Consider the following 20,076-nt stretch of genomic DNA (forward strand, 5'->3'; position numbering starts at 1 on the left):
CGTGCAAGCAACCCCGCCGGCCGGGTCAGTGCTTGGCCGGCTGAGGCTACCGCCATCCGTCCAGCGACACCTGTGGTCCGCCGGTCAGGTAGTGGTGGAGGGCGCTGGCGGTCGTGTCCACGAACTGCTCGGGGATGGCGTCGGTGTCGGTCCAGCGGACCTGGGCGTGTTTGAGGGGTTCGCGGTTTTCGGGTTCGCCGGTCCATTCGTGGGTGGCGAAGACGACGGTGAGGAACCCGCCCGGGGCTTCGACGCCCAGGGCGCTGTGGATGACGTGGACGACTTTGAGGGATTCCGGTTTCACGGTCAGGCCGGTCTCCTCGTACAGCTCGCGTACGGCGGTGGTGGTGATGGGTTCGCCGGGTTCGCTCTTGCCGACGGGGAGGTCCCACAGGCCCTGGGCGAACTTGGCGTTCTGGCTCCGCTGGAGGAGGACGACGCGGCCTGCGGTCTGGTCGTGGACGATGACGGCGGCGACCAGCAGGGTCATGGATTCGAGGGCGGGCGGCAGGGGTGTGGGCTGGTTGTCGGTTGTCCGCTGAGCCACGGCTGGTGTCCCTTCGTCGGCCGGTTGGTGGGCAGCTTAGGCGAGTGTTTCGCGTGCGCGGCGGGCGAGTTCGGCGGCTCCGGGGACTTTGCGGCGCCGGTAGACGGCGAGGGTGGAGTGCAGGGAGGTGATGGCTTTGCGGGTGCGGTCGGAGGTCATGCCGTCCATGAGGGTCAGGGCCTGGGTCCAGGCGGCGACGGCTTCGTCGGCGCGGGCCTGGGCGGCGAGGCTGTCGCCGAGGTCGGCGTGGGTGAGGGCGTGGACGCGCTGGTACTTGTGGGGGTCCCAGCGGGTGAGGGCGTGGCGGTGCTGCTGTTCGGTGCCGGTGTGGTCGGCGAGGTCGGTGAGGGTGCGGGCGGTGTGGCTGGCGATGGTGCCGGCGGCGGGTCCGCTGACTTGGGAGTAGGCGGGCTGGGGGCCGTCGTCGCGCAGGAGGGCGTCTTCGGCGGCGAGCAGGGCGCGGGCGGCCAGGGGGTTCTCGCCGGTGGCGGCGTAGGCGCGGGCGTGGGTGATGTGGAGGAGGGCTTCGGTGCGGCCGTCGACGTGGCCGAGCCCGCGGGTGAGGGCGCCTTCGACGAGGTCGACGCAGTGGTGGGGCTGTTTGAGGCTGAGGGCCTGGTGGGCGAGGGCGCGCATCATCCAGGCGGCGTGGCCGTGGGGGTCGGCTTCGCAGGCGAGGCGGTAGCCGCTCTGGTAGTAGCGCTGGGCGGCGCCTTCGTGGCCGAGGTCGTGGTGCTTCCACCCGGCGAGGTAGGCGAGTTCGGCCACGGCCCCGAAGGCAGCCCGGCGTGCGGTGTCGTCGGGGAAGCGGCCGCGGAGCATGGGGGCGGCGGTGTCGGCGAGGTAGGCGGTGACGGTGGTCAGGCCGTGTCCGCCGCCGAGGCGTTCGTCGGCGGCGGAGAAGGCCGCGGTGATGTGGCGTACGACGTCCACGTCCTGTGCCCCGACCAGGGAGGTGCCGGTGCGGGCGCGCAGCATGCGGGCGGTGGCCTCGTGGTCGTAGGCGAGCGGCATCGCGACGCCGGCCGTGGTGAAGGCCGCCACCGTGAGGAAACGGCGGCGTTCGACGTCGGCCCGGCCGAGCCCGGTCACGGCCGCGACCGGGTCGGGCTCCTCCAGCAGTGCGGTCTCGGGCGGGCGCAGGCCGATCCCGGCCGGGGTGATGACGCGGCCCGTCCGGCGTGACAGCGCTTCGGCGAGGTACTGGCCGGTCCGCCCGGCGGGTCTGCGGGTGCCGTTCACCCAGTGCGAGACGGCCGACTTGTTGGTCTGTAGCATCTCGCCGTTCTCGGCGGCGACGCGGCGCACGTCCCTCGCCAGGGCCTCGTACGTGCAGCCGGCCGCTTCGACGGTGTCGCGTAAGCGGGAGTCGGGTTCTTCGGGTGCTGTCACGCCGGCCTCCCGTCCGGGGCTGTACACCGTGTATACCGCTTCGGCTGCCGCCCACCGTACCCACGGTGCGTGACGGACGGTTCACTGAAACAGCAGCCGCCCACTGCCCGGCCGGGACCTGAGGCCGGGCTCCGCGTCCGGCCGGGCGGCTGCGCTCAAGTTCCGTACGCCCACGCCGGGTTCACGCACCACTGTGTCCTGGGCCCGGCCGATCAGAGACGGAGGCACGGTGACCACCACCGACACCACAGCGATCACGGTCGAACTGCCCGGGGAGTTCGACGCACGCTGGAGCCGCCTGCCCGGAATCCGGGCCGACGGCCGGCGCATCACCGTCGACCCGGCCGAGTACTTCTTCCGCTTCGAGTCCCACACCTGGCTCGTCGCCGACTGGGAGCTGGTCAAGGACCGGCTCCTGGACGTGGAGGAGACGGCCGAGAGCGCGGTCGAGCAGCTCGCCCTCGACTTCATCAAGCAGCACGGCGAGTCCACCTCCGACGCGGCCCGGGTCCTGGCCACCGCCTACGAGGTGTACGCCTACCTGTTCCGCGAGGAGCACCTCGCCGGCCTCGGCCTGCCGCAGGTCACCGCCGGGCATCTGCGGATGCTGCGCGAGGCGGCGACGCTGATGGCGCTGAACAAGGTGGAGCTGGACGGGCACATCTCCAACGTCGGCCCGTGCTGGTTCTTCCCCGCCGCCACCTCCGTCGTCTTCGACCTCGACGACGACACGGGCGGCATGCTGGACGAGGTCTACCACGGCGGCTGGTTCAACGAGCACCGCCGTATCGAGTCCGTCAAGGCCCATGCCGCGCTCGGCGGGCGGCTCGTGCACGGCTGCCAGTCCGTGCCGGACCAGACCGGCGGTGTCGTCGCCCCCTACGGTGCCTCGATGAACGCCTTCCGCGACGACCTCGCCGCGTTCAAGACGGGCTGGATCGCCCGGGTCCACGCCCACCGCGCGCACCCCGCCGCCTAGCCCCCGGTGTCCGGGGCCGCTGCCGGCACCTGCTGCCCGCCCCGGACGCCGCGAACCGCACTGGAGCACCCCTTCCCCATGGACGCGAACCGCACCACCGAACTCCTGGACCACCTGCTGACCCTCACCGGCCGGCCCGCCCCGGTACGGCAGGAGGTGCGGGTGTGGTCCATGTCCGGCGTCGAGCGCCTTACCTTCCCCGACGCCGCCACCGTCATCTTCAAGTACGCCAAGAAGCCCTTCGACGGTGAGGACCGGGCACTGCGCCTGGCCCGCACGCTCGGCGTTCCGGTCCCCCGGGTTCACGCCTCCGCCGTCCTGGACGGCCACCTCGGCATGCTCCTCGAAGACCTCGGCACCGCCGTCCGTGACGCCGACGACCTCGACGGCGCCGTGGCCGCAGTGGTCCTGCACCGCACCCGCGCCGCTGCCGCCCTGCCCGTCCTCGACCCCGAACAGCTGCGGGCCCTGCCCGGCCGGGCCCTGGACCACCTCGCCGCACTCCGCAAGGCAGACCGGTGGCCGGACGCGGACGACGTCGAGGACATGCTCGGGCGCACCGCCCGGGCCGCCAGCGCCCGCTCGGCAGGCACGACTACGCCTCCGTTCGGCTGGGCGCACTCCGAGTTCCACCCCACCAGCCTCCACATCGGCCAACAGAGCTGGCGGCTGCTGGACCTGGCCCGTGCCTTCACCGGCCCCGGCCTCCTCGACCTCGCCAGCTGGCACGGCACCCTCGACACCCCCGACCCCGACCGTCTGCGCGCCTTCCTGGAGACCTATGTCGCCCAGGGCGGCACCCCCGACGCCCTCGCCCGGCGGGGCGGCCTTCCGGCCGAGCAGTGGGCGCTGGGCTGGCACCGCATGTGGGCCGTGGAGTGGTTCATGGAACAGTCCGTCCGCTGGATCGACGACCCGGCCACCGACCCCGCCTACCTCAAAACCGTCCGCCGCCACCTCACCGACGTCCTCCGCCTCCTGGAGATCTGACCGTGCCCGCCCCCGCGTCCCCATGGCACGCCCACGCCCTCCAGCGCACCACGACCGCTCCCGCCGGGCCGCTGCCCGTCCCCGCCCGGATGGAGTGGACGACCCGGCCCGGCACCGGCCCCGGCGCGGAAATCCTCGGCCCGGAGCTGGCGGGCAGACGGCTGCTGGAACTCGGCTGCGGCCCCGGCCACAACGCCGCCCACCTCGCCGCCTCCACAGAAGAACCATCAACAAGTGCCCAGGTAACGGGAATTGATGTGGTGGTCCACCAGGTACGCCGGGCCCGCGCCCACTACGGCCGGCTGCACAACCTGACCTTCACCGCCGCACACGCCCTGCACTACCTGCATGTCTCCGCCGAGCGCTTCGACGCCGTCTGCTCCGTCTTCGGCGCCGTCGGCCTCGTCGCCCCCGAACTCCTGCTCCCCGCCATCGCCCAGCACCTCAGCCACGGCGGCGTCCTCGCCTTCTCCGTCCCCCACCCCCATCGCGACGGCCACCCCCCCTCCACCGACGACCACCCCGTCCACGGACATCTCGCCCTCCCCGACCACACCCGACTCCCCCTCACCCGCTGGGAGTTCGACACAAGCCGCTGGGAGAAACACCTCAGCCGGGCCGGACTGCGCCTCACCTCGGCCCAGGGCTTCCCCGACGCCCACCACACCGGCCGGCCCGCCACCCTGCTGATCACCGCCCGCAAACCCTGACCCCGCCCCGGCTCCCCTGGGAGAACCCGATGCGCCCGCCCTACCTGCTCCTCGACATCGACGGCGTCCTCATCCCCTTCCCCGACCCGGAAGGAACCACCCCCGCCACCCACACCCGCCACCAGATCGTCCCCACCGGCCGCACCACCGACAACCCGGTCACCGTCTGGCTCAATCCCGCGCACGGCCCCCTGCTCACCGACGTCCTCCAGTCAGGCATCGTCACCCCCGTCTGGTGCACCAGCTGGCGCCACGACGCCACCACCCTCATCAGCCCCCTCCTCGGCCTCCCGCCCTTCCCGCACATCGACCTCCCCCGCCCACAGATCACCACCAGCCACCCCCACGGCTACCTCTGGAAACGCGACCACGTCGCCCCCTGGCTCGGCACCGCACCCGCCCTCTGGATCGACGACGACTTCACCCGCCTCGACCACCAATGGGCCACCGACCGCACCACCCACGGCCACCCCACCACCCTCATCCAGCCCGACCCCCACACCGGCCTCCTCCCCGAACACCTCCTCAAAGCCCTCGCCCAGGCGGCACGGTGGACATACCGGCCGACTGGGCCGGGGCGGGCTTCGTCGCTGGTCAGCGGAGGGGGAGGCTGCCGATGAAGGTGGTGAAGGCGGTGTCCGGGACGGCGAGGGTGCCGAGGTGGGGGGCCTTGGAGTCGCGGAGGAGGATCGCGGTGCCGGCGAAAGCGGCCTCTACACAGTTGTCGCCGCCGTTGCTGTAGCTGCTCTTGAACCAGGCAGCGTCAGCGAGGTCGATCTTCTTGTTCATGTGTAGCGGTCCTTGATCAGGTCGTGGATAGCGCGCCGCGAGGCTTCCGTTTCGAGCGCCTCACTGCGCAGATGGCCGAACGCCATCTCGTAGCGCCCGATGTCGCTATCTTCCTCCAGGTACAGCGAAGTTGTCATCGGCTCGACCACCACCACGGGCGGTCCGACAGGGAAATGCAGCAGGTGGAACGGCCCGTCGAAGCCGGCGTGAGCCCCCTGCGTGAACGGCAGTATCTGGAGGGTCACATGCTTGTGCTCTTCGGTCACTGCCAGCAGATGTTCGAGCTGAGCCTTCATCACTTGCTTGCCGCCGACCTCTCTTAGGAGCGCCGACTCGTCCAGCACACACCAGAGATGGAGAGGACTCTCTCGCAACAGCGCTCGCTGCCTGGCCATCCGTAGCTCGACGAAGTTGTCGATCTCCCGAGTGGTCTGCCACTTACGGCTGCGCTCCACAACCACGCGAGCGTAGTCAGGGCTCTGGAGCAGGCCAGGGATCATCCAAGCGAACGTCTCGCACTTGGAGGCCAGCTCCTCCAGGTGCAGGTACTCGGCGAACGGGTCACGGACAGACTGGCGGTACTGGTCAAGCAAGTTGGTGCGCTTATTCGAGTTCGCCAGCGACGTCAGCTTCCGGATCTTCTCGATGCGCCCCTTGTCCTGAAGCTCGTACACCTCGAAGAACCCCGCGAGCGCGATGCCCGGCACCCTCTGCTTGCCGTTCTCGATCTTGCTCAGCGCCGAGGCTCCGGAAAAGCAGAGTCGTTCGGCGGCCTCGGTCAGGCTCATGCCCGTGGCCTTGCGTAGGGCGCGCAGTTCCAGGCCCAACCGGCGTCGGTGCAGGTTGGGTTGGGCGTCGGTCATGTTTCCCACCTCCTGGCGCGGAGAGTACCGCCGGCCGGACAGGGCGATGCCAGTTTTCGTACAAGCCACTCGTTAGGGTGATGGGCTTGCGAGACAATTTTCTTGCTGGAATCTTATTGTGAGTCAGGCGACAGCCAACTGCCCAACCCCACCCCTGGAGTTGCCGTGCTGATCAACCACAACGGAGACCACCAGCCCGAGTTCATCCGCCACCTCCCCCACCCCACCGCCTCAGGCCGCCCCGCCCTCCTCATCTCGGACACCCCCTACGGCCCCGTCTCCCGAGTAGCCGCCCAGATGGAGACGGCCCAACTCGCCCTGGCGGAACGCCTGCTGGCCCGGGCCCGCAAAGCAGACCCTCACCGGACTCACCAACTGGCAAGCCTGCTACCCCAGTTGGCGAACGCCCTGGCCGACACCCTCCACATCGCCCACGGCAGGGGCACCCCGTACGACGGCCCGATCCCCCGCTACGACGACACCCTCACCCTCCCCGGCACCGAGGGCACGACTTCCCGCGCCGCCCGCCATCACATCCGGGACGCGGCGCACGCGAAGGGTCTCCCCCCACAGCTGATCGACGACTTGGAGATCGTCACGGGCGAGCTGACCGCCAACGCCCTTGAGCACAGCGGCAGTCGCACGATCACCGTGAGCTTTGTCCTGACCTCCCGCACGGCGGCGGTGACGGTGACGGACGAGGGGAACGGCGGGGACGACGGCCCGGCGCGGAAACACCCGGCCCCCGCCCTGACTCTCGTCCCCACCCAACGCCCCGCCCCCGACGAGGAACACGGCCGAGGCCTCCTGATCACCGCAGCCCTGTCCGCCCGCTGGGGCACCTGCCGCACCCGCAGAGGCCTGACGGTCTGGGCCGAACTCGCCCTCAACTAGCCTCCGTTACCCCCAGCCCCCTAACCCCCCACCCGCTGCTGCGGAATCAACGCCGAAGCCGGCGCCAACCCCCTCCCCCTCTCCCCCGCCGGCATGTCATCCCGGATCAGCTGCTCCGGGATGAAGACCGCCGCGACGACACCCCCGCTCTGGGACCCCCGTACCTCCACCCGTATCCCCTGCCGCTCCCGCAGCCGGTTCACCACGAAGAGGCCGATCTGTTTGGCGTCGAGGAGGTCGACCTTGTCGGACTGGATCTTCCGGTTGGCCTCGGCGAGGGCCTCCTCGTTCATGCCGAAGCCGCTGTCCTCGACCTCGATGAGCACGCCGTCCCGCATCCGGGCGGCGCGCAGTTGGACCTGGGTGGACGGCGGCGAGAAGGAGGCCGCGTTCTCGACCAGTTCGGCGAGCAGATGGATGACGTCCGCGACCGAACCGCCGACCACGGAGACCCGGGGCACGGCCCAGATCTGCACCCGCCCCGCCGACTCGATCTCCGCGACCGCCGCCCGCAGGACGTCCGTGAGCGCGATCGGGTCGCGCCAGCCGCGCCCCGGGGTGATCCCGGAGAGGATCAGCAGACTCTCGGAGTGCCGCCGCATCCGCGTCGCCAGGTAGTCCACCCGGTACAGCTCGTGCAACTCGGCCGCGTCCTGCTGCCGTTGCTCCATCGCGGAGAGCAGATCCAGCTGCCGGTGCAGCAGCACCTGACTGCGGCGCGCGAGGCTGACGTACACCCCGGAGATCCCGCTGAGCAGCTCCGCCCGCTCCGCCGCCGCCTTCAGCGCGGCCCGCTGCACAGCCGTCAACGCGGTCCCGACCTGGGCGAGTTCATCCCCGGCCAGCCGCCGCATGGGCGCCTCCGCGTCGATGTCGACGCCCTGCCCGGCGTGCAGCCGCCGCATGGCCTGCGGCAGCCGCCGCCCGGCGACCTCCAGCGCGGAGTTGCGCAGATCCAGCAGCTCGACGATCAGCCCCCGGCCCACCAGCACCGACACCAGCAGCGAGAGCAGGACGCCTACGAGACCCAGCACCACGGCGACCCCGGACGCCCCCAGGGTGTCCCACCCGAAGGGGTCCGCCTTGGCGGTCGCCCCGACCCCGGCCGCCGCCTCGGCGCCGGCGAGCCCGCTCAGGACGTGCGCGACATCGCCGTCCCAGCCCGCGAGCGAGGGCAGCGCGCCGGGCCGCACCTGGTCCTCGACGGCCTTCATCCGGGCGAACTGCTTGCTGTCCAGCACGTTCTGGTACGCCGTCTGATGGGCGGGCCGCAAGTCGTCGACGGCGGACCGGAGCAGCGCGCGCTGCGTCGCGACGGCACCGACGAAGAGGGCGTACTCCTCGTCGGAGAGCTTCCCTGAAGCCGAAGCCGAAGCCGAAGCCGAAGCCGATTCCGAAGCCGACCCCGCCCCCGAAGCCGCCCCCAACAGCGCCCCCTCCCTCGCCACCGCATCCCGCGCCCGCCCCAACTCCAGCACCACCCGCGCCTCGGACGCCGCCGCGCTCCCCTTGTCCCCGGTGAGCGCCCCCGCGACGGCGAACGCGTGCTCCACGACCGCCGAGTACCGCCCGTACGTCTGCACGGCCGTCGCCGACCTCTCCGTGACCTGCCGCCGCAGCGCCGCGAACCCCCCGGTGTCCGCCTTCAGCTTCGAAAGCCGCCCGGGCAGCGCGGAGTTGAGCAGCCCGGCGTCGGAACCCGCCGAGTCGATGCCCTCGCGCACGGCGGAGGCGGCGTCCTCGGTCGCGGACTGGGCCCTGGTGTACGCCGCCGGATCCGCCGCGTACCGCAGCGCGGCGGCCCGCTCGGCCTGCACGGCCGTCACCAACTCCCCGACCGGCTTCAGGAGTTGGGAGTTGACGGACTTCGCGCGCTCGGCGTCGCCGATGCTCTGCGCGGTCGTCACCGCGGCGAAGCCCCACAGGGCCATCAGGGAGACGACCGGCAGCATCAGCAGCGCGACGATCTTCGCCCGCACCGATCGGGGCCGCAGCCAGGCGGGGGGTCGGGGCATACGCATGGGGACCTCGTCCGGGTCGGGGTACAGGGAAAGTACGGGGGCGCGCACCCCCGTCGCGCGCCCCCGCCGGTTCAGGAAAAGAACAGCCCTCAGGCCGTCGTCAGCTCCACCTCGCGCAGCAGCGCCGCCGCCATCGCGGAGTCCTGCCGCCGCCCGGCCGGGGACAGCGCCACGTACGCGGCGGTCAGGAAGAGGAAGGAGCCGAGCAGGACGGCGAGCGGGAAGATGAACTCCGTGGCCGGCGCGCCCGGCAGGGCCGCGCCGCTCGGGGTGAGTTCGACGCTGACGGCGTACATCGCGGTGTAGTGCATGCTGCTCACTGCCAGGCCCATGACAAGCGCACTGAGGCCGGCGAGGAGGGCGCCGCGGACGACGAGGGTCAGCATCAGCGCGACGGTCGCGGCGACGACGGCGATCACGACGGACGCGATGACCAGCATCGGGTTGTAGCTGACGGTGCCGTGCAGGTTGAGCGCCGCCATGCCGGTGTAGTGCATCGCGGCGACCCCGAGCCCGGTGCCGAGCCCGCCGAAGAGGACCGAGGTGACGCGGGAGCGGCCGTACCCGGCGGTGAAGACACCGGCCGCGACGACGCCGACGGACATCAGCAGGCTCAGGACGGTCAGCGGTACGTCGTAGCGGATCGGGGTGCCCTCGACGCCGAAGCCCAGCATGGCGATGAAGTGCATGGTCCAGATGCCGGAGCCGATGGCGAGGGAGGCGAGCAGCAGCCAGTTGCGCTTGGACGCGCCCTCGGCCTCCAGCGCGCGGACGGTGCAGTGCAGACCCAGCGCCGAGCCGACGCACGCCATCGCGTACGACAGGACGGGGGTGACCCATCCGGCGCTGAAGTGGTCCATGTGTCCCATGGGGGATTCCTCTCGACCAGGGGTTGGCCGATCATGCCACCCCGCGCCGACCGATCAGAGTGGCGCGAAATGGACCATGAACCCACATTGCCGAACATTGGACCGGTGTGGCCTAGCTAACATATCCATGCAGGTCAGCACCGCCCTTACGGGATCATGCGCACCTCTTCACAAGCTCTCCCCAGCGTTCACCGGAAGGTGATTTCAAGCCACCCCGGGTACGACGGTCGCCCCGGCCGCCGGTCCCGGCGCGGTCCGTACGCTCCGGCACGTCCCCGACGCCGCCAGCGCCGCCGCGACCTCCGCCGCGCCCGCCGCGTCCCGGGCGAGGAACGCGGTCGTCGGCCCCGACCCCGACACCAGCGCCGCGAGGGCTCCCGCCGCGCGGCCCGCGTCGAGGGTCGCGGTCAGCTCCGGGAAGAGGGAAAGGGCGGCCGGCTGAAGGTCGTTGGAGACCGTGGCGGCCAACGCCTCCGGGTCCCCCTTCGCCAGCGCGGCCAGCAGCTCGGGCGAGGCGACGGGCTCCGGGATCACCCGCCCCTGCGCGAGCCGGTCGAACTCCCGGTACACGGCAGGCGTGGACAGCCCGCGCACGGCGGTGGCGAACACCCAGTGGAACGTCCCCCCCACCTCCAGCACACTCAGCTGCTCCCCCCGCCCGACCCCGAGCGCGGCTCCCCCGACGAGACCGAACGGCACATCACTGCCCAACTCGGCGCAGATCTCCAGCAGTTCAGCCTGGGACGCCCCGATCCCCCACAAGGCGTCACACGCGAGCAGCGCCCCGGCCCCGTCCGCACTCCCGCCCGCCATGCCGCCCGCGACGGGGATGTCCTTGGCGATGTGGATGTGTACGTCGGGGGCCCGCCCGTACCGCTCGGCGAGGGCGAGGGCCGCGCGGGCGGCGAGGTTGGTCCGGTCGAGGGGGACTTGACCGGCGTCGGGCCCGCTACAGGTGACGCGCAGTTCGTCGGCGGGGGTGACGGTGACTTCGTCGTAGAGGCCGACGGCGAGGAAGACGTTGGCGAGCCCATGAAACCCGTCGTCCCGAGCGGCACCGACGGCCAGCTGGACATTGACTTTGGCGGGGACGCGGACGGTGACGGTCACGGGGGTCTCCTTAGGGGGCGGAGGAGGTGCGGCGGGCATCTCTGCGGGGCGGGGGCGCGGCGGCCCAGGCACATTCTTCCGCCTCAAGGACCGCGACTTTCCAGCGCACGCCCGCACAATCCAGCCCGTCCGGCGCTTGAGGACAAGGCCCGTTCAGGGCCGGAGCGGGGGTCTGGGGGCGCAGCCCCCAGGGGACGGCGCCCGGAACACCGGCACCCTCACCGACCCCGGCCAGTACAGCTCCCTCACGCCGCCCCCTTGCACTCCGCGATCCGCGCGAACTCCTCCACCGTCAAAGACTCCCCCCGCGCCTGAGGCGAAACCCCGGCCCCCACCAACGCCGCCTCCGCGGCGGCAGCCGACCCCGCCCACCCGGACAACGCCGCCCGCAACGTCTTCCGCCGCTGCGCGAACGCCGCGTCGACCACCGCGAACACCTCCGCCTTCGTCGCGTCCGTCTTCACCGGCTCCGCCCGCCGGACCAGCGACACCAACCCGCTGTCCACATTCGGCGCCGGCCAGAACACGTTCCGCCCGATCGCCCCGGCCCGCTTCACCTCGGCGTACCAGTTGGCCTTCACCGACGGCACCCCGTACACCTTCGACCCGGGCGGCGCGGCCAGCCGGTCGGCGACCTCCGCCTGGACCATCACCAGCGTCCGCTCGATGCTCGGGAACGTGTCGAGCATGTGCAGCAGCACCGGCACCGCGACGTTGTACGGGAGGTTCGCGACCAGCGCGGTAGGGGCGGGCCCCGGCAGCTCCCGCACCTGCATCGCGTCGGAGTGCACCAGCGCGAACCGGGAGGCCCGCTCCGGCATCCGCGCCGAGATCGTCGCGGGCAGCGCGCCCGCGAGGACGTCGTCGATCTCGACGGCGATCACGTGATCGGCGGCTTCGAGCAGGGCCAGCGTGAGAGAGCCCAGCCCGGGACCGACCTCCACGACGACGTCGTCCGGCCGGACCCCGGCGGTACGGACGATCCGGCGGACGGTGTTCGCGTCGATGACGAAGTTCTGCCCGCGCTGCTTGGTGGGGCGCACGCCGAGAACGGCGGCAAGCTCACGGATGTCGGCGGGCCCGAGAAGGGCGTCGGGAAGAGGGCTGCTCACCAGGCAAAGGGTACGGGGTCCCCCGTACGCGGCGCCGGACACCGTCACCCATGAAGCCGCCCCCCGCAATGCGGCCAAGGACTGGCCCCCCGCCGCACATACAACTTCTTCGCCCGGAACGTCTGCTCGGCGGCCGGCGCGTCCTGCGGCCGCCCGCTCCCCCCGAGCCCCTGCCAGGTCCGCGTGTCGAACTGATACAGCCCCCCATAAGTCCCGGACGCGTCAACGGCGTTGGCCCGCCCCCCGGACTCGCACGCGGCCAGCCCGCCCCAGTTCAGCCCGTCCGCCCCGGCCACGGACGACGGCAGCGCCCTGGCCCCCACCCGCACCACCTGCGTACGCGCCTCCCGCACGACCTCGACCCGCATCCGCCGGGGCTTCTGCTTGACCCCGTTGACCACCCGCAGCGCGTACGTCACCCGCCGCAGCCCGTACTCCCCGACCTGGTCGACGACCTCGGTCCCCTTGAACAGCGACGGATCCTGGGTCCGCTCGATGTCGAAGGGGATCGGCTCCTCGCGGACTTCTCTGGTCCCGGTGATCCGCAGAACGGTGACCGTCTGCCCGTCGCGGGGGAAGCTCCCCGGCGCCACGGACGTCGTGTCCTGCCCGCCGAGCGTGACCCCGGCCGCCTCGACCGCCTCCCGGACGGTCGCCGCGTTGGTGCGCACGACCCGGGCCCGCCCGTCGGCCATGACGGTCACCTGCCGCTCGGTACGGACGTCCAGCTCCAGCCCCTCCCGCCCGATCCGCCGGGCGCGCGAGGTGGAGATGTACGCCCCCTCCGCGCGCACCCCGAGCTGCCTGAGCGCCCCCGCGACGGTCCGGGCAGTGGTCCACACCTCGCGCCGGGTGCCGTCGAGGGTGAGGCGGACGGGACGGCCGTAGTGCACCTGGACCTGGTCGCCGCTGGACAGGGCGTCGCCGTCGCCGTGCACCACGACGTCGTGCTCCCCGACCTCGACGCCCTCCTGGTCGAGCAGCCCGGAGACGTCGTCGGCGAACGTGTGCAGCGTGCGCGGGGTGCCGTCCACGGTCAGCTCGATCGCCTTGTCCTGGGCGACGAACGCGGTGGTCCCGCCGGCGAGGAAGGCGACGACGAGGGCCTGCGGCAGCAGCCGCCGCACCCCGGACTCGGAGCGGCCCGAGCGTCCTGAGCGGGTCCGGCGGCGGCGGGCGGCGCGGCGGCCGGGGTCGGCGGGGCGGGCGGCTTGGCGGGGGAACTCGGCCGGGGGGCCGGGCACAGGCACGTACGCCGGCGGGCCGGGGTCGTAGGGGTCGACGTACGGATCGTCGTACGCCGGAACCTGCGCGTACTGCTGGCTGCTGCTCACGCCGGACACGCTCCAGGGGGCCGATGGTTCGATCGGGCCCACAGAACCTAGCGGGTCGGCGGTGACTCTCCAAAGCGACACAGTTACGGACGGTCGCGTTCGGAGTTTTTACGACAACTCCCGTCCAGCAAACGACAGGCGCCCCCCGCGCGAACCCTCAGTACCCGAACGCCCGCGCCGTGTTCGCCCCCAGCGCCCCCGCCAGCGCGTCCTCCCCGATCCCCCGCACGGCGGCCATCGCCCGTACCGTCACCGGGATCAGATAGGGGGCGTTGGGCCGGCCCCGGTACGGCGCCGGGGTGAGGAACGGGGCGTCCGTCTCGACCAGCAGCAGCTCCAGCGGCGCCACGGCCACCGCGTCCCGCAGGTTCTGCGCGTTCTTGAACGTCACGTTCCCCGCGAAGGACATGAAGTACCCGGCGCGCGCGCAGAGTTCGGCCATCTCGGCGTCGCCGGAGTAGCAGTGGAAGACGGTCCGCTCGGGGGCGCCCTCCTCCTTCAGGACGCGCAGGACGTCGGCGTGGGCCTCGCGGTCGTGGATGACGAGCGCCTTGCCGTGCCGCTTGGCGATCTCGATGTGGGCGCGGAAGGAGTCCTCCTGCGCCTCTTTGCCCCCGGGCCCGGTGCGGAAGTAGTCGAGGCCGGTCTCGCCGACGCCCTTGACGTGAGGCAGCGCGGCCAGCCGGTCGATCTCCGCCAGCGCCTCGTCCAGCGCCTGCCGTCCGCCCGCCTCGCGCTCGCCTTGGCGGGACCAGCCGTCGGGGTCCCCGTGCACGATCCGGGGCGCCTCGTTGGGGTGCAGGGCGACGGCGGCGTGCACGGCGTCGTACGCCTCGGCGGTCGCGGCGGCCCACTGGGAGCCCTTCACGTCGCAGCCGACCTGGACGACCGTGGTGACGCCGACCGACGCGGCCTTCGCCAAAGCCTCCTCGACCGTGCCCGACTGCATGTCGAGGTGGGTGTGGGAGTCGGCGACCTCAACCCTCAGAGGGGCGGGCGGCGGCGGGGCCGTGTTCTTGTCAGGGGCGGCGTTCGAGGGCATGCCCCGATCTTACGGAGGGGGCATGCCCTCGGTGCCGGGCGGCTGGGTCCACCCACGAGCGGTGAACCGTTTCGCCCAGGCCGGCCCGGGCCGCGCGGGCCGGCCCCTCGGGACAGGTCAGCTCGCCTTGCGGAAAGGGTGCAGCAGATCCGAGAGGTGCCAGTGGTGCTCGGCGGGCTCCCCGGACACCGGCTCTCCTTCGGTCCCGGCCGCCCGCGCCCCCGGCACCCGCGCCGCGTCCCGCACCGAGGACACCTGGCCCGCCCGCATGATGCGGACGACGTGCCCGTCGCAGTTCTGGCAGCCGGGCTGGGACAGCGGCGACGGGACGACCCTCCCGTCGGCGACGTACAGGACGAACTGGTGGCCGTCCCCGTCGGTGTGGTGCTCTATCTCGTACGACTGCTCCCAGCCGTGGCCGCAGCGCATGCAGGCGAAGGAGTAGGACTCGTTGACCACTGCCGTCGCTCCGTCGCGCAGGCCGGTCCGCCCTGAGATCTCGCTCATGCCAGCTCCTCTTGTTCCGCTGGACACGGGACGTTCTTGCGTCCCCTGTACCAGTGGACGCCCGAGGGGCGCCGAACGCATCAGCCCCTGTCGTCTGTTGGACCGGATTTGGCGTTTCCTTACCAAAGGGGCTCAGTAAGAGGCCGTTCGCTTTGCAATTGGGGAAGCGACTTTGCGGGCACATGGGGCGCGCGCTCAAACGGTGTGCGCCCCGCTCAAATCCCCGGTGACCTGCTTAAACGCGAGATCAATAAAGGCCGGTTCATCAGCCCGAATTCTTTGCAGCAACCACCGCGTCGAACACCACCCGCTTCGGCACCCCCACCTCTGCGGCCACCGAGGCGATCGCTTCCTTGCGCCGCTCCCCCGCTTCCTCCCGCACCCGCACCCGCCGCACCAGCTCCTCGGCCCCGAACTCCTCGGGCCCGCGCTCCGGCGCCCCCGAGACGACGACGGTGATCTCCCCCTTCACCCCGGCCGCCGCCCACTCGGCCAGCTCCCCGAGCCCCCCGCGCCGCACCTCCTCGTACGTCTTGGTCAGCTCCCGGCACACCGCCGCCCGCCGGTCCGCGCCGAACACCTCGGCCATCGCGGCGAGGGTGTCGTCGAGCCGGTGCGGGGCCTCGAAGTAGACCAGCGTGCGGCGCTCCTCGGCGACGTCCCGCAGCCGGGAGAGGCGTTCGCCGCCCTTGCGGGGCAGGAAGCCCTCGAAGCAGAAGCGGTCCACGGGCAGCCCGGACAGGGCCAGCGCGGTCAGCACGGCGGACGGGCCCGGGACGGCCGTGACCTTGAAGTCCCGCTCCACGGCCGCCGCGACGAGCCGGTAGCCGGGGTCGGAGACCGACGGCATCCCGGCGTCGGTGACGAGCAGCACCCGCGCGCCCCCGGCCAGCTCCTCGACCAGCTCCGGCGTCCGGGCGGCCTCGTTGCCCTCGAAGTAGGAGACGACCCGCCCCTTGGGGGTGACCCCGAGCGCCTGGGTGAGCCGGCGCAGCCGCCGGGTGTCCTCGGCGGCGATGACGTCGGCGCCCGCGAGCTCCTCGGCGAGCCGGGGCGGGGCGTCCGAGATGTCACCGATGGGCGTGCCGGCGAGGACCAGGGTTCCGGGGGAAAGAGTCACGTTTCCATCCTCGCAGCAACCGATGCACGGGACTCACACAGACGTGTTCCCTACGATGGCGCGGTGACCAGTACCGCGTCCTCCACGGACTCCACGGACCACCGGCCCGCGCAGGACGCGGCCCAGGACGAGGCCCAGCAGGGCGAACAGGCGTCCTGGCAGCGGCGGTTGCGCGGGTTCGGCTACACGGCCCGGCCGGCCACCGGGGTCCGGGAACGGCTGGTCCCGCCGTACGCCGAGCCCAGTCCGCGCATCTGGGAGGCCTTCGGGATCGCCCCAGCGCTGGCCGACAAGATCGCCCGCTGGTCCGCCTGGCTGGGGCCGCTGCTGGTGACCCTCGTCGCGGGGGTCGTCCGGTTCTGGAACCTGGGCAGTCCGAAGGCGGTGATATTCGACGAGACGTACTACGCGAAGGACGCGTGGGCGCTCGTCCACCGGGGCTTCGAGGTCAACTGGGACAAGAACGTCAACAGCCTGATCCTGTCGGGCGGCCATGTCACGGTCCCGTCGGACGCCGCCTACGTGGTGCATCCGCCGGTCGGGAAATACGTCATCGGCCTCGGTGAACTCCTCTTCGGCTTCGATCCGTTCGGCTGGCGGTTCATGACCGCGCTGCTGGGCACCCTGTCGGTCCTGCTGCTGTGCCGGATCGGCCGGCGGATCTTCCGCTCGACGTTCCTGGGCTGTCTCGCGGGCGCCCTGATGGCCGTCGACGGACTGCACTTCGTGATGAGCCGGGCCGCGCTGCTGGACGGCGTCCTGATGTTCTTCGTGCTCGCCGCGTTCGGCTGCCTGGTGGTGGACCGGGACAAGGCGCGCGAGAAGCTGGCTCTTGCTTTGGTGGCGGATTCCGACGGCCGCTACCGCCCCGACCCGGCGGTCGGCGACGGGCTGCGGCTCGGCTGGCGGCCCTGGCGCTGGGGGGCCGGCCTGATGCTGGGCCTGGCGGTCGGCACGAAGTGGAACGGCCTGTACATCACGGTCGCGTTCGTGATCATGATGCTCCTGTGGGACGCCGGCTCCCGCAAGGTCGCGGGCGCCCGCCACCCCTACGAGACGGTCCTCAAGTACGACACCGGCCTCGCGTTCCTCGCGACGATCCCCGTGATCCTGGTGACGTACCTGGTCTCCTGGACGGGCTGGATCCTCTCCCCGGCGGACGGCACCGGCGGCTACTACCGCAACTGGGCGGCCACCGACGGCAAGGGCGGCCACTTCACCTGGCTCCCGGACTGGCTGCGCAGCCTGTGGCACTACGAGCACGAGGTGTACGAGTTCCACACCCACCTCACCTCGCCGCACACCTACCAGTCCAACCCCTGGAGCTGGCTGGTCCTGGGCCGCCCGGTGTCGTACTTCTACGAGTCCCCCTCGCCCGGCACCGACGGCTGCCCGGCGGACGCGGGCGAGAAGTGCGCGCGCGAGGTCCTCGCGCTGGGCACGCCGCTGCTGTGGTGGGCGGGGTGCTTCGCGCTGGTGTACGTGCTGTGGCGGTGGTTCTTCCGGCGCGACTGGCGGGCGGGCGCGATCGCGTGCGGGATCGCGGCGGGCTACCTGCCGTGGTTCATGTACCAGGAGCGGACGATCTTCCTGTTCTACGCCGTCGTCTTCCTGCCGTTCCTCTGCCTGGCCGTCGCGATGATGATCGGGGCGATCGCCGGGCCGCCGGGGTCCAGTGACACCCGGCGGGTGGCCGGGGCGACGGGCGCGGGTGTGCTGGTGCTGCTCATCGCGTGGAACTTCATCTACTTCTGGCCGATTTATACGGGCACGGCGATCCCGATAGACCAGTGGCGGTCCCGGATGTGGATCGATACCTGGGTGTGAGCCTCCCCGCTGACCTAGAGTGCCAGGGTCTACGGGGAGGGGGCGCGGTATGCGCAAAGGGGCCAAGGCGGCCATAGTGGGGTCGGTGTTCGCCGTGATGGTCGGGGGCGCCGGGTACGGGGCGTTCAACCTGGTGTCGGCGGTGGCCGGCGGCTCGGCCGCGGCGGGCCCGGAGCCGGTACGGACGGGACCGCCCACCTCCGGCGAGGTCCGGGAGACGTCGGCCGCCTTCTTCGCCGCCTGGACGAAGGGCGACACGGCTGCGGCGGCCGACCTGACGGACAACGCGGGCAAGGCCCTGACGCTGCTGCGGGCCTACCGCGACGAGGCCCACATCACGGACGTGAGGATCACCCCGGGCACGCCGTCCGGCGGCACGGTCCCGTACGCGGTGACGGCCAGGGTGGTGTACGGCGACCAGAGCCAACCCCTCGCGTACCAGAGCCAGTTGACGGTGGTCCGGGGCGAGACGACCCGCAAGCCGCTGGTGGACTGGCGCCCGGCGGTCCTGCACCCCGAGCTGAAGGACATGGACGACACCCTGGTCACCGGCGGCTCGACGGCACCGGCGATCGAGGCGGTGGACCGGAACGGGAAAGTCCTGACGAAGGATCAGTTCCCGTCCCTGGCACCGATCTTGGACCAGCTGCGGGAGAAGTACGGCGCGCAGGCGGGCGGTACGGCCGGTGTCGAGCTGACCATCCGGCACGCGGACGCGAGCCTCCCGGACACCTCGCTGCTCACCCTCACCGAGGGCAAGGCGGGCGAGCTGCGGACCACGCTGAGCGCGGACGCGCAGGCCGCCGCCGAGAGAGCGGTGCTGAAGTACCCGCAGTCCTCGGTGGTGGCCGTACAGGCGAGCACCGGCGAGGTGCTGGCCGTCGCCAACCACCGCGCGGACGGCTTCAACGCGGCGTTCCTCGGCGAGCGCCCGCCCGGCTCCACCATGAAGATCATCACGGCGGCCACGCTGATCGACAGCGGCCTGACGACCGCGAGCGGCCCCGCCCCCTGCCCGCCGGACGCGCTCTGGGAGGGCCAGACCTTCCGCAACCTCACCGGCATGGAGCCCGACGAGGGCGCGACCCTCGCGCAGAGCTTCGCCCGCTCCTGCAACACGGCCTTCATCAAGTACACCGACGACCTCCAGGCCGACTCCCTGACCCGTGAGGCGCAGGAGCGGTTCGGGATCGGCATGGACAACTGGAAGACCGGCATCGCCTCGGCCGACGGTTCCGTCCCCGCGACCGGCGGCCCCGACATGGCCGCCGCGCTCATCGGCCAGGGCCAGGTCCAGATGAACCCGCTGAACATGGCGTCGGTCACGGCGACCGCGATGACCGGGGCCTTCCGTCAGCCGGTGCTCGTCCCCCAGTCCCTCGACGACCGCCAACTGGCCACCGCGCAGGGCCTGTCGGCGTCGACGGTGGAGCAACTGCGGGCGATGATGCGGCGCACGGCGGTCTCCGGGACGGCGGCCAAGGCGATGGCGGGGCTGAGCGGCTCGATCGGCGCGAAGACGGGCTCAGCGGAGAGCGACGGGTCGGCGAAGGCGGACAGCTGGTTCACCGGGTACCGGGACGATGTGGCGGCTGCGGCGATGGTGGAGAACGGGGGGCACGGCGGGGATGCGGCGGGGCCGGTGGTGGCGGAGGTGTTGCGGGCGGGGTGAACTTGCCTCGCGGGGAGACGCCGACCGGGCCGCCCCGCAAGGGAACGGGGACGCCGGAACCCTCGCGGAGTTCCCTTGCGGGGAGGCCGGAACCCTCGCGGGGAGGTGCCGACTGGGCTGTCCCGCAAGGGAGTTCGGCGCGGGGAGCGCCGGCCGGGCCGCCCCGCAAGAGCATCCGGCACAGGAAGGTGCCGACTGGACTGCCCTGCAAGGGAGTTCGGCGCGGGGAGCGCCGGCCGGACCGCCCCGCAAGAGCGTCCGGCGCGGGAAATCGCCGGCCCGGCCGCCCCGCGGGGAG

The 20,076-nt window shown here is 72.0% G+C and carries 19 protein-coding genes; 7 read left to right on the forward strand and 12 right to left on the reverse strand.

All coding sequences use genetic code 11. From position 1 onward, the window contains the following. Positions 1 to 46 precede the first annotated feature (46 nt). Together ACYUD3_RS28000 and ACYUD3_RS28005 are read right to left on the reverse strand one after the other, a co-directional pair. Positions 47 to 547: an NUDIX domain-containing protein gene (locus ACYUD3_RS28000; protein WP_470975443.1), complete on the reverse strand. Its 501-nt coding sequence runs from the start codon at positions 545 to 547 to the stop codon at positions 47 to 49. Between the two features lie 36 nt (positions 548 to 583). Next, positions 584 to 1,939, reverse strand: coding sequence for a tetratricopeptide repeat protein (locus ACYUD3_RS28005; RefSeq protein ID WP_470975445.1), 1,356 nt, complete (start codon positions 1,937 to 1,939; stop codon positions 584 to 586). A gap of 229 nt (positions 1,940 to 2,168) precedes the next feature. On the opposite strand from ACYUD3_RS28005, the gene ACYUD3_RS28010 reads away from it, so the two are divergent. From ACYUD3_RS28010 to ACYUD3_RS28025, 4 genes are all read left to right on the forward strand, one after another. Continuing rightward, the gene (locus ACYUD3_RS28010; RefSeq protein ID WP_470975448.1) at positions 2,169 to 2,918 is read left to right on the forward strand and encodes a hypothetical protein; all 750 of its coding nucleotides are present in this window, start codon (positions 2,169 to 2,171) and stop codon (positions 2,916 to 2,918) included. A 78-nt stretch (positions 2,919 to 2,996) separates the two neighbouring features. Further along, a complete protein-coding gene (locus ACYUD3_RS28015; protein ID WP_470975451.1) occupies positions 2,997 to 3,908 on the forward strand; it encodes an aminoglycoside phosphotransferase family protein in 912 nt (303 codons plus the stop codon). Positions 3,909 to 3,910: 2 nt separating this feature from the next. Next, a complete protein-coding gene (locus ACYUD3_RS28020; RefSeq protein ID WP_470975454.1) occupies positions 3,911 to 4,618 on the forward strand; it encodes a class I SAM-dependent methyltransferase in 708 nt (235 codons plus the stop codon). A 29-nt stretch (positions 4,619 to 4,647) separates the two neighbouring features. After that, a complete protein-coding gene (locus ACYUD3_RS28025; protein ID WP_470975457.1) occupies positions 4,648 to 5,238 on the forward strand; it encodes an HAD domain-containing protein in 591 nt (196 codons plus the stop codon). Here ACYUD3_RS28025 and ACYUD3_RS28030 read toward each other — a convergent pair. Together ACYUD3_RS28030 and ACYUD3_RS28035 are read right to left on the reverse strand one after the other, a co-directional pair. Further along, complete coding sequence (locus ACYUD3_RS28030; protein WP_470975460.1) at positions 5,213 to 5,407, reverse strand: DUF397 domain-containing protein; 195 nt, start codon at positions 5,405 to 5,407, stop codon at positions 5,213 to 5,215. The genes ACYUD3_RS28025 and ACYUD3_RS28030 overlap by 26 nt on opposite strands. Next, positions 5,404 to 6,270 (reverse strand): helix-turn-helix domain-containing protein, encoded by an 867-nt coding sequence (locus ACYUD3_RS28035; protein ID WP_470975463.1) that lies wholly within the window; start codon positions 6,268 to 6,270, stop codon positions 5,404 to 5,406. Before ACYUD3_RS28035 ends, ACYUD3_RS28030 begins: the two co-directional genes overlap by 4 nt. A gap of 165 nt (positions 6,271 to 6,435) precedes the next feature. Here ACYUD3_RS28035 and ACYUD3_RS28040 point away from each other — a divergent pair, with 165 nt between their 5' ends. Beyond that, positions 6,436 to 7,164: an ATP-binding protein gene (locus ACYUD3_RS28040; RefSeq protein WP_470975466.1), complete on the forward strand. Its 729-nt coding sequence runs from the start codon at positions 6,436 to 6,438 to the stop codon at positions 7,162 to 7,164. Positions 7,165 to 7,184: 20 nt separating this feature from the next. Here the strand turns inward: ACYUD3_RS28040 and ACYUD3_RS28045 are convergent, their stop codons facing one another. From ACYUD3_RS28045 to rsmI, 8 genes are all read right to left on the reverse strand, one after another. Next, positions 7,185 to 9,179, reverse strand: a complete 1,995-nt coding sequence (locus tag ACYUD3_RS28045; RefSeq protein WP_470975469.1) for a sensor histidine kinase — start codon at positions 9,177 to 9,179, stop codon at positions 7,185 to 7,187. A 95-nt stretch (positions 9,180 to 9,274) separates the two neighbouring features. After that, positions 9,275 to 10,054 carry an MHYT domain-containing protein gene (locus tag ACYUD3_RS28050; RefSeq protein WP_470975472.1) on the reverse strand — a complete coding sequence of 260 codons (780 nt, stop codon included), beginning with the start codon at positions 10,052 to 10,054 and terminating at the stop codon, positions 9,275 to 9,277. A gap of 204 nt (positions 10,055 to 10,258) precedes the next feature. Continuing rightward, positions 10,259 to 11,164 carry a 4-(cytidine 5'-diphospho)-2-C-methyl-D-erythritol kinase gene (locus ACYUD3_RS28055; RefSeq protein WP_470975474.1) on the reverse strand — a complete coding sequence of 302 codons (906 nt, stop codon included), beginning with the start codon at positions 11,162 to 11,164 and terminating at the stop codon, positions 10,259 to 10,261. Positions 11,165 to 11,409: 245 nt separating this feature from the next. Continuing rightward, a complete protein-coding gene (rsmA, locus tag ACYUD3_RS28060) occupies positions 11,410 to 12,276 on the reverse strand; it encodes a 16S rRNA (adenine(1518)-N(6)/adenine(1519)-N(6))-dimethyltransferase RsmA (protein ID WP_470975477.1) in 867 nt (288 codons plus the stop codon). 44 nt (positions 12,277 to 12,320) lie between these two features. Then, positions 12,321 to 13,619: a ubiquitin-like domain-containing protein gene (locus ACYUD3_RS28065; protein ID WP_470975480.1), complete on the reverse strand. Its 1,299-nt coding sequence runs from the start codon at positions 13,617 to 13,619 to the stop codon at positions 12,321 to 12,323. 148 nt (positions 13,620 to 13,767) lie between these two features. Further along, a complete protein-coding gene (locus ACYUD3_RS28070; RefSeq protein ID WP_470975483.1) occupies positions 13,768 to 14,652 on the reverse strand; it encodes a TatD family hydrolase in 885 nt (294 codons plus the stop codon). A gap of 117 nt (positions 14,653 to 14,769) precedes the next feature. Then, on the reverse strand, positions 14,770 to 15,159 hold the full coding sequence (locus ACYUD3_RS28075) for a hypothetical protein (RefSeq protein ID WP_470975486.1): 390 nt from the start codon (positions 15,157 to 15,159) through the stop codon (positions 14,770 to 14,772). Positions 15,160 to 15,424: 265 nt separating this feature from the next. After that, positions 15,425 to 16,279, reverse strand: a complete 855-nt coding sequence (gene rsmI / locus ACYUD3_RS28080) for a 16S rRNA (cytidine(1402)-2'-O)-methyltransferase (protein ID WP_470975489.1) — start codon at positions 16,277 to 16,279, stop codon at positions 15,425 to 15,427. A 63-nt stretch (positions 16,280 to 16,342) separates the two neighbouring features. Here rsmI and ACYUD3_RS28085 point away from each other — a divergent pair, with 63 nt between their 5' ends. Both ACYUD3_RS28085 and ACYUD3_RS28090 read left to right on the forward strand, forming a co-directional pair. After that, positions 16,343 to 18,106 (forward strand): dolichyl-phosphate-mannose--protein mannosyltransferase, encoded by a 1,764-nt coding sequence (locus ACYUD3_RS28085; RefSeq protein ID WP_470975492.1) that lies wholly within the window; start codon positions 16,343 to 16,345, stop codon positions 18,104 to 18,106. 49 nt (positions 18,107 to 18,155) lie between these two features. After that, positions 18,156 to 19,778: a penicillin-binding transpeptidase domain-containing protein gene (locus ACYUD3_RS28090; protein WP_470975495.1), complete on the forward strand. Its 1,623-nt coding sequence runs from the start codon at positions 18,156 to 18,158 to the stop codon at positions 19,776 to 19,778. Positions 19,779 to 20,076: the final 298 nt, after the last annotated feature.

It is taken from the genome of Streptomyces sp. AMJ-169, from assembly GCF_055597585.1.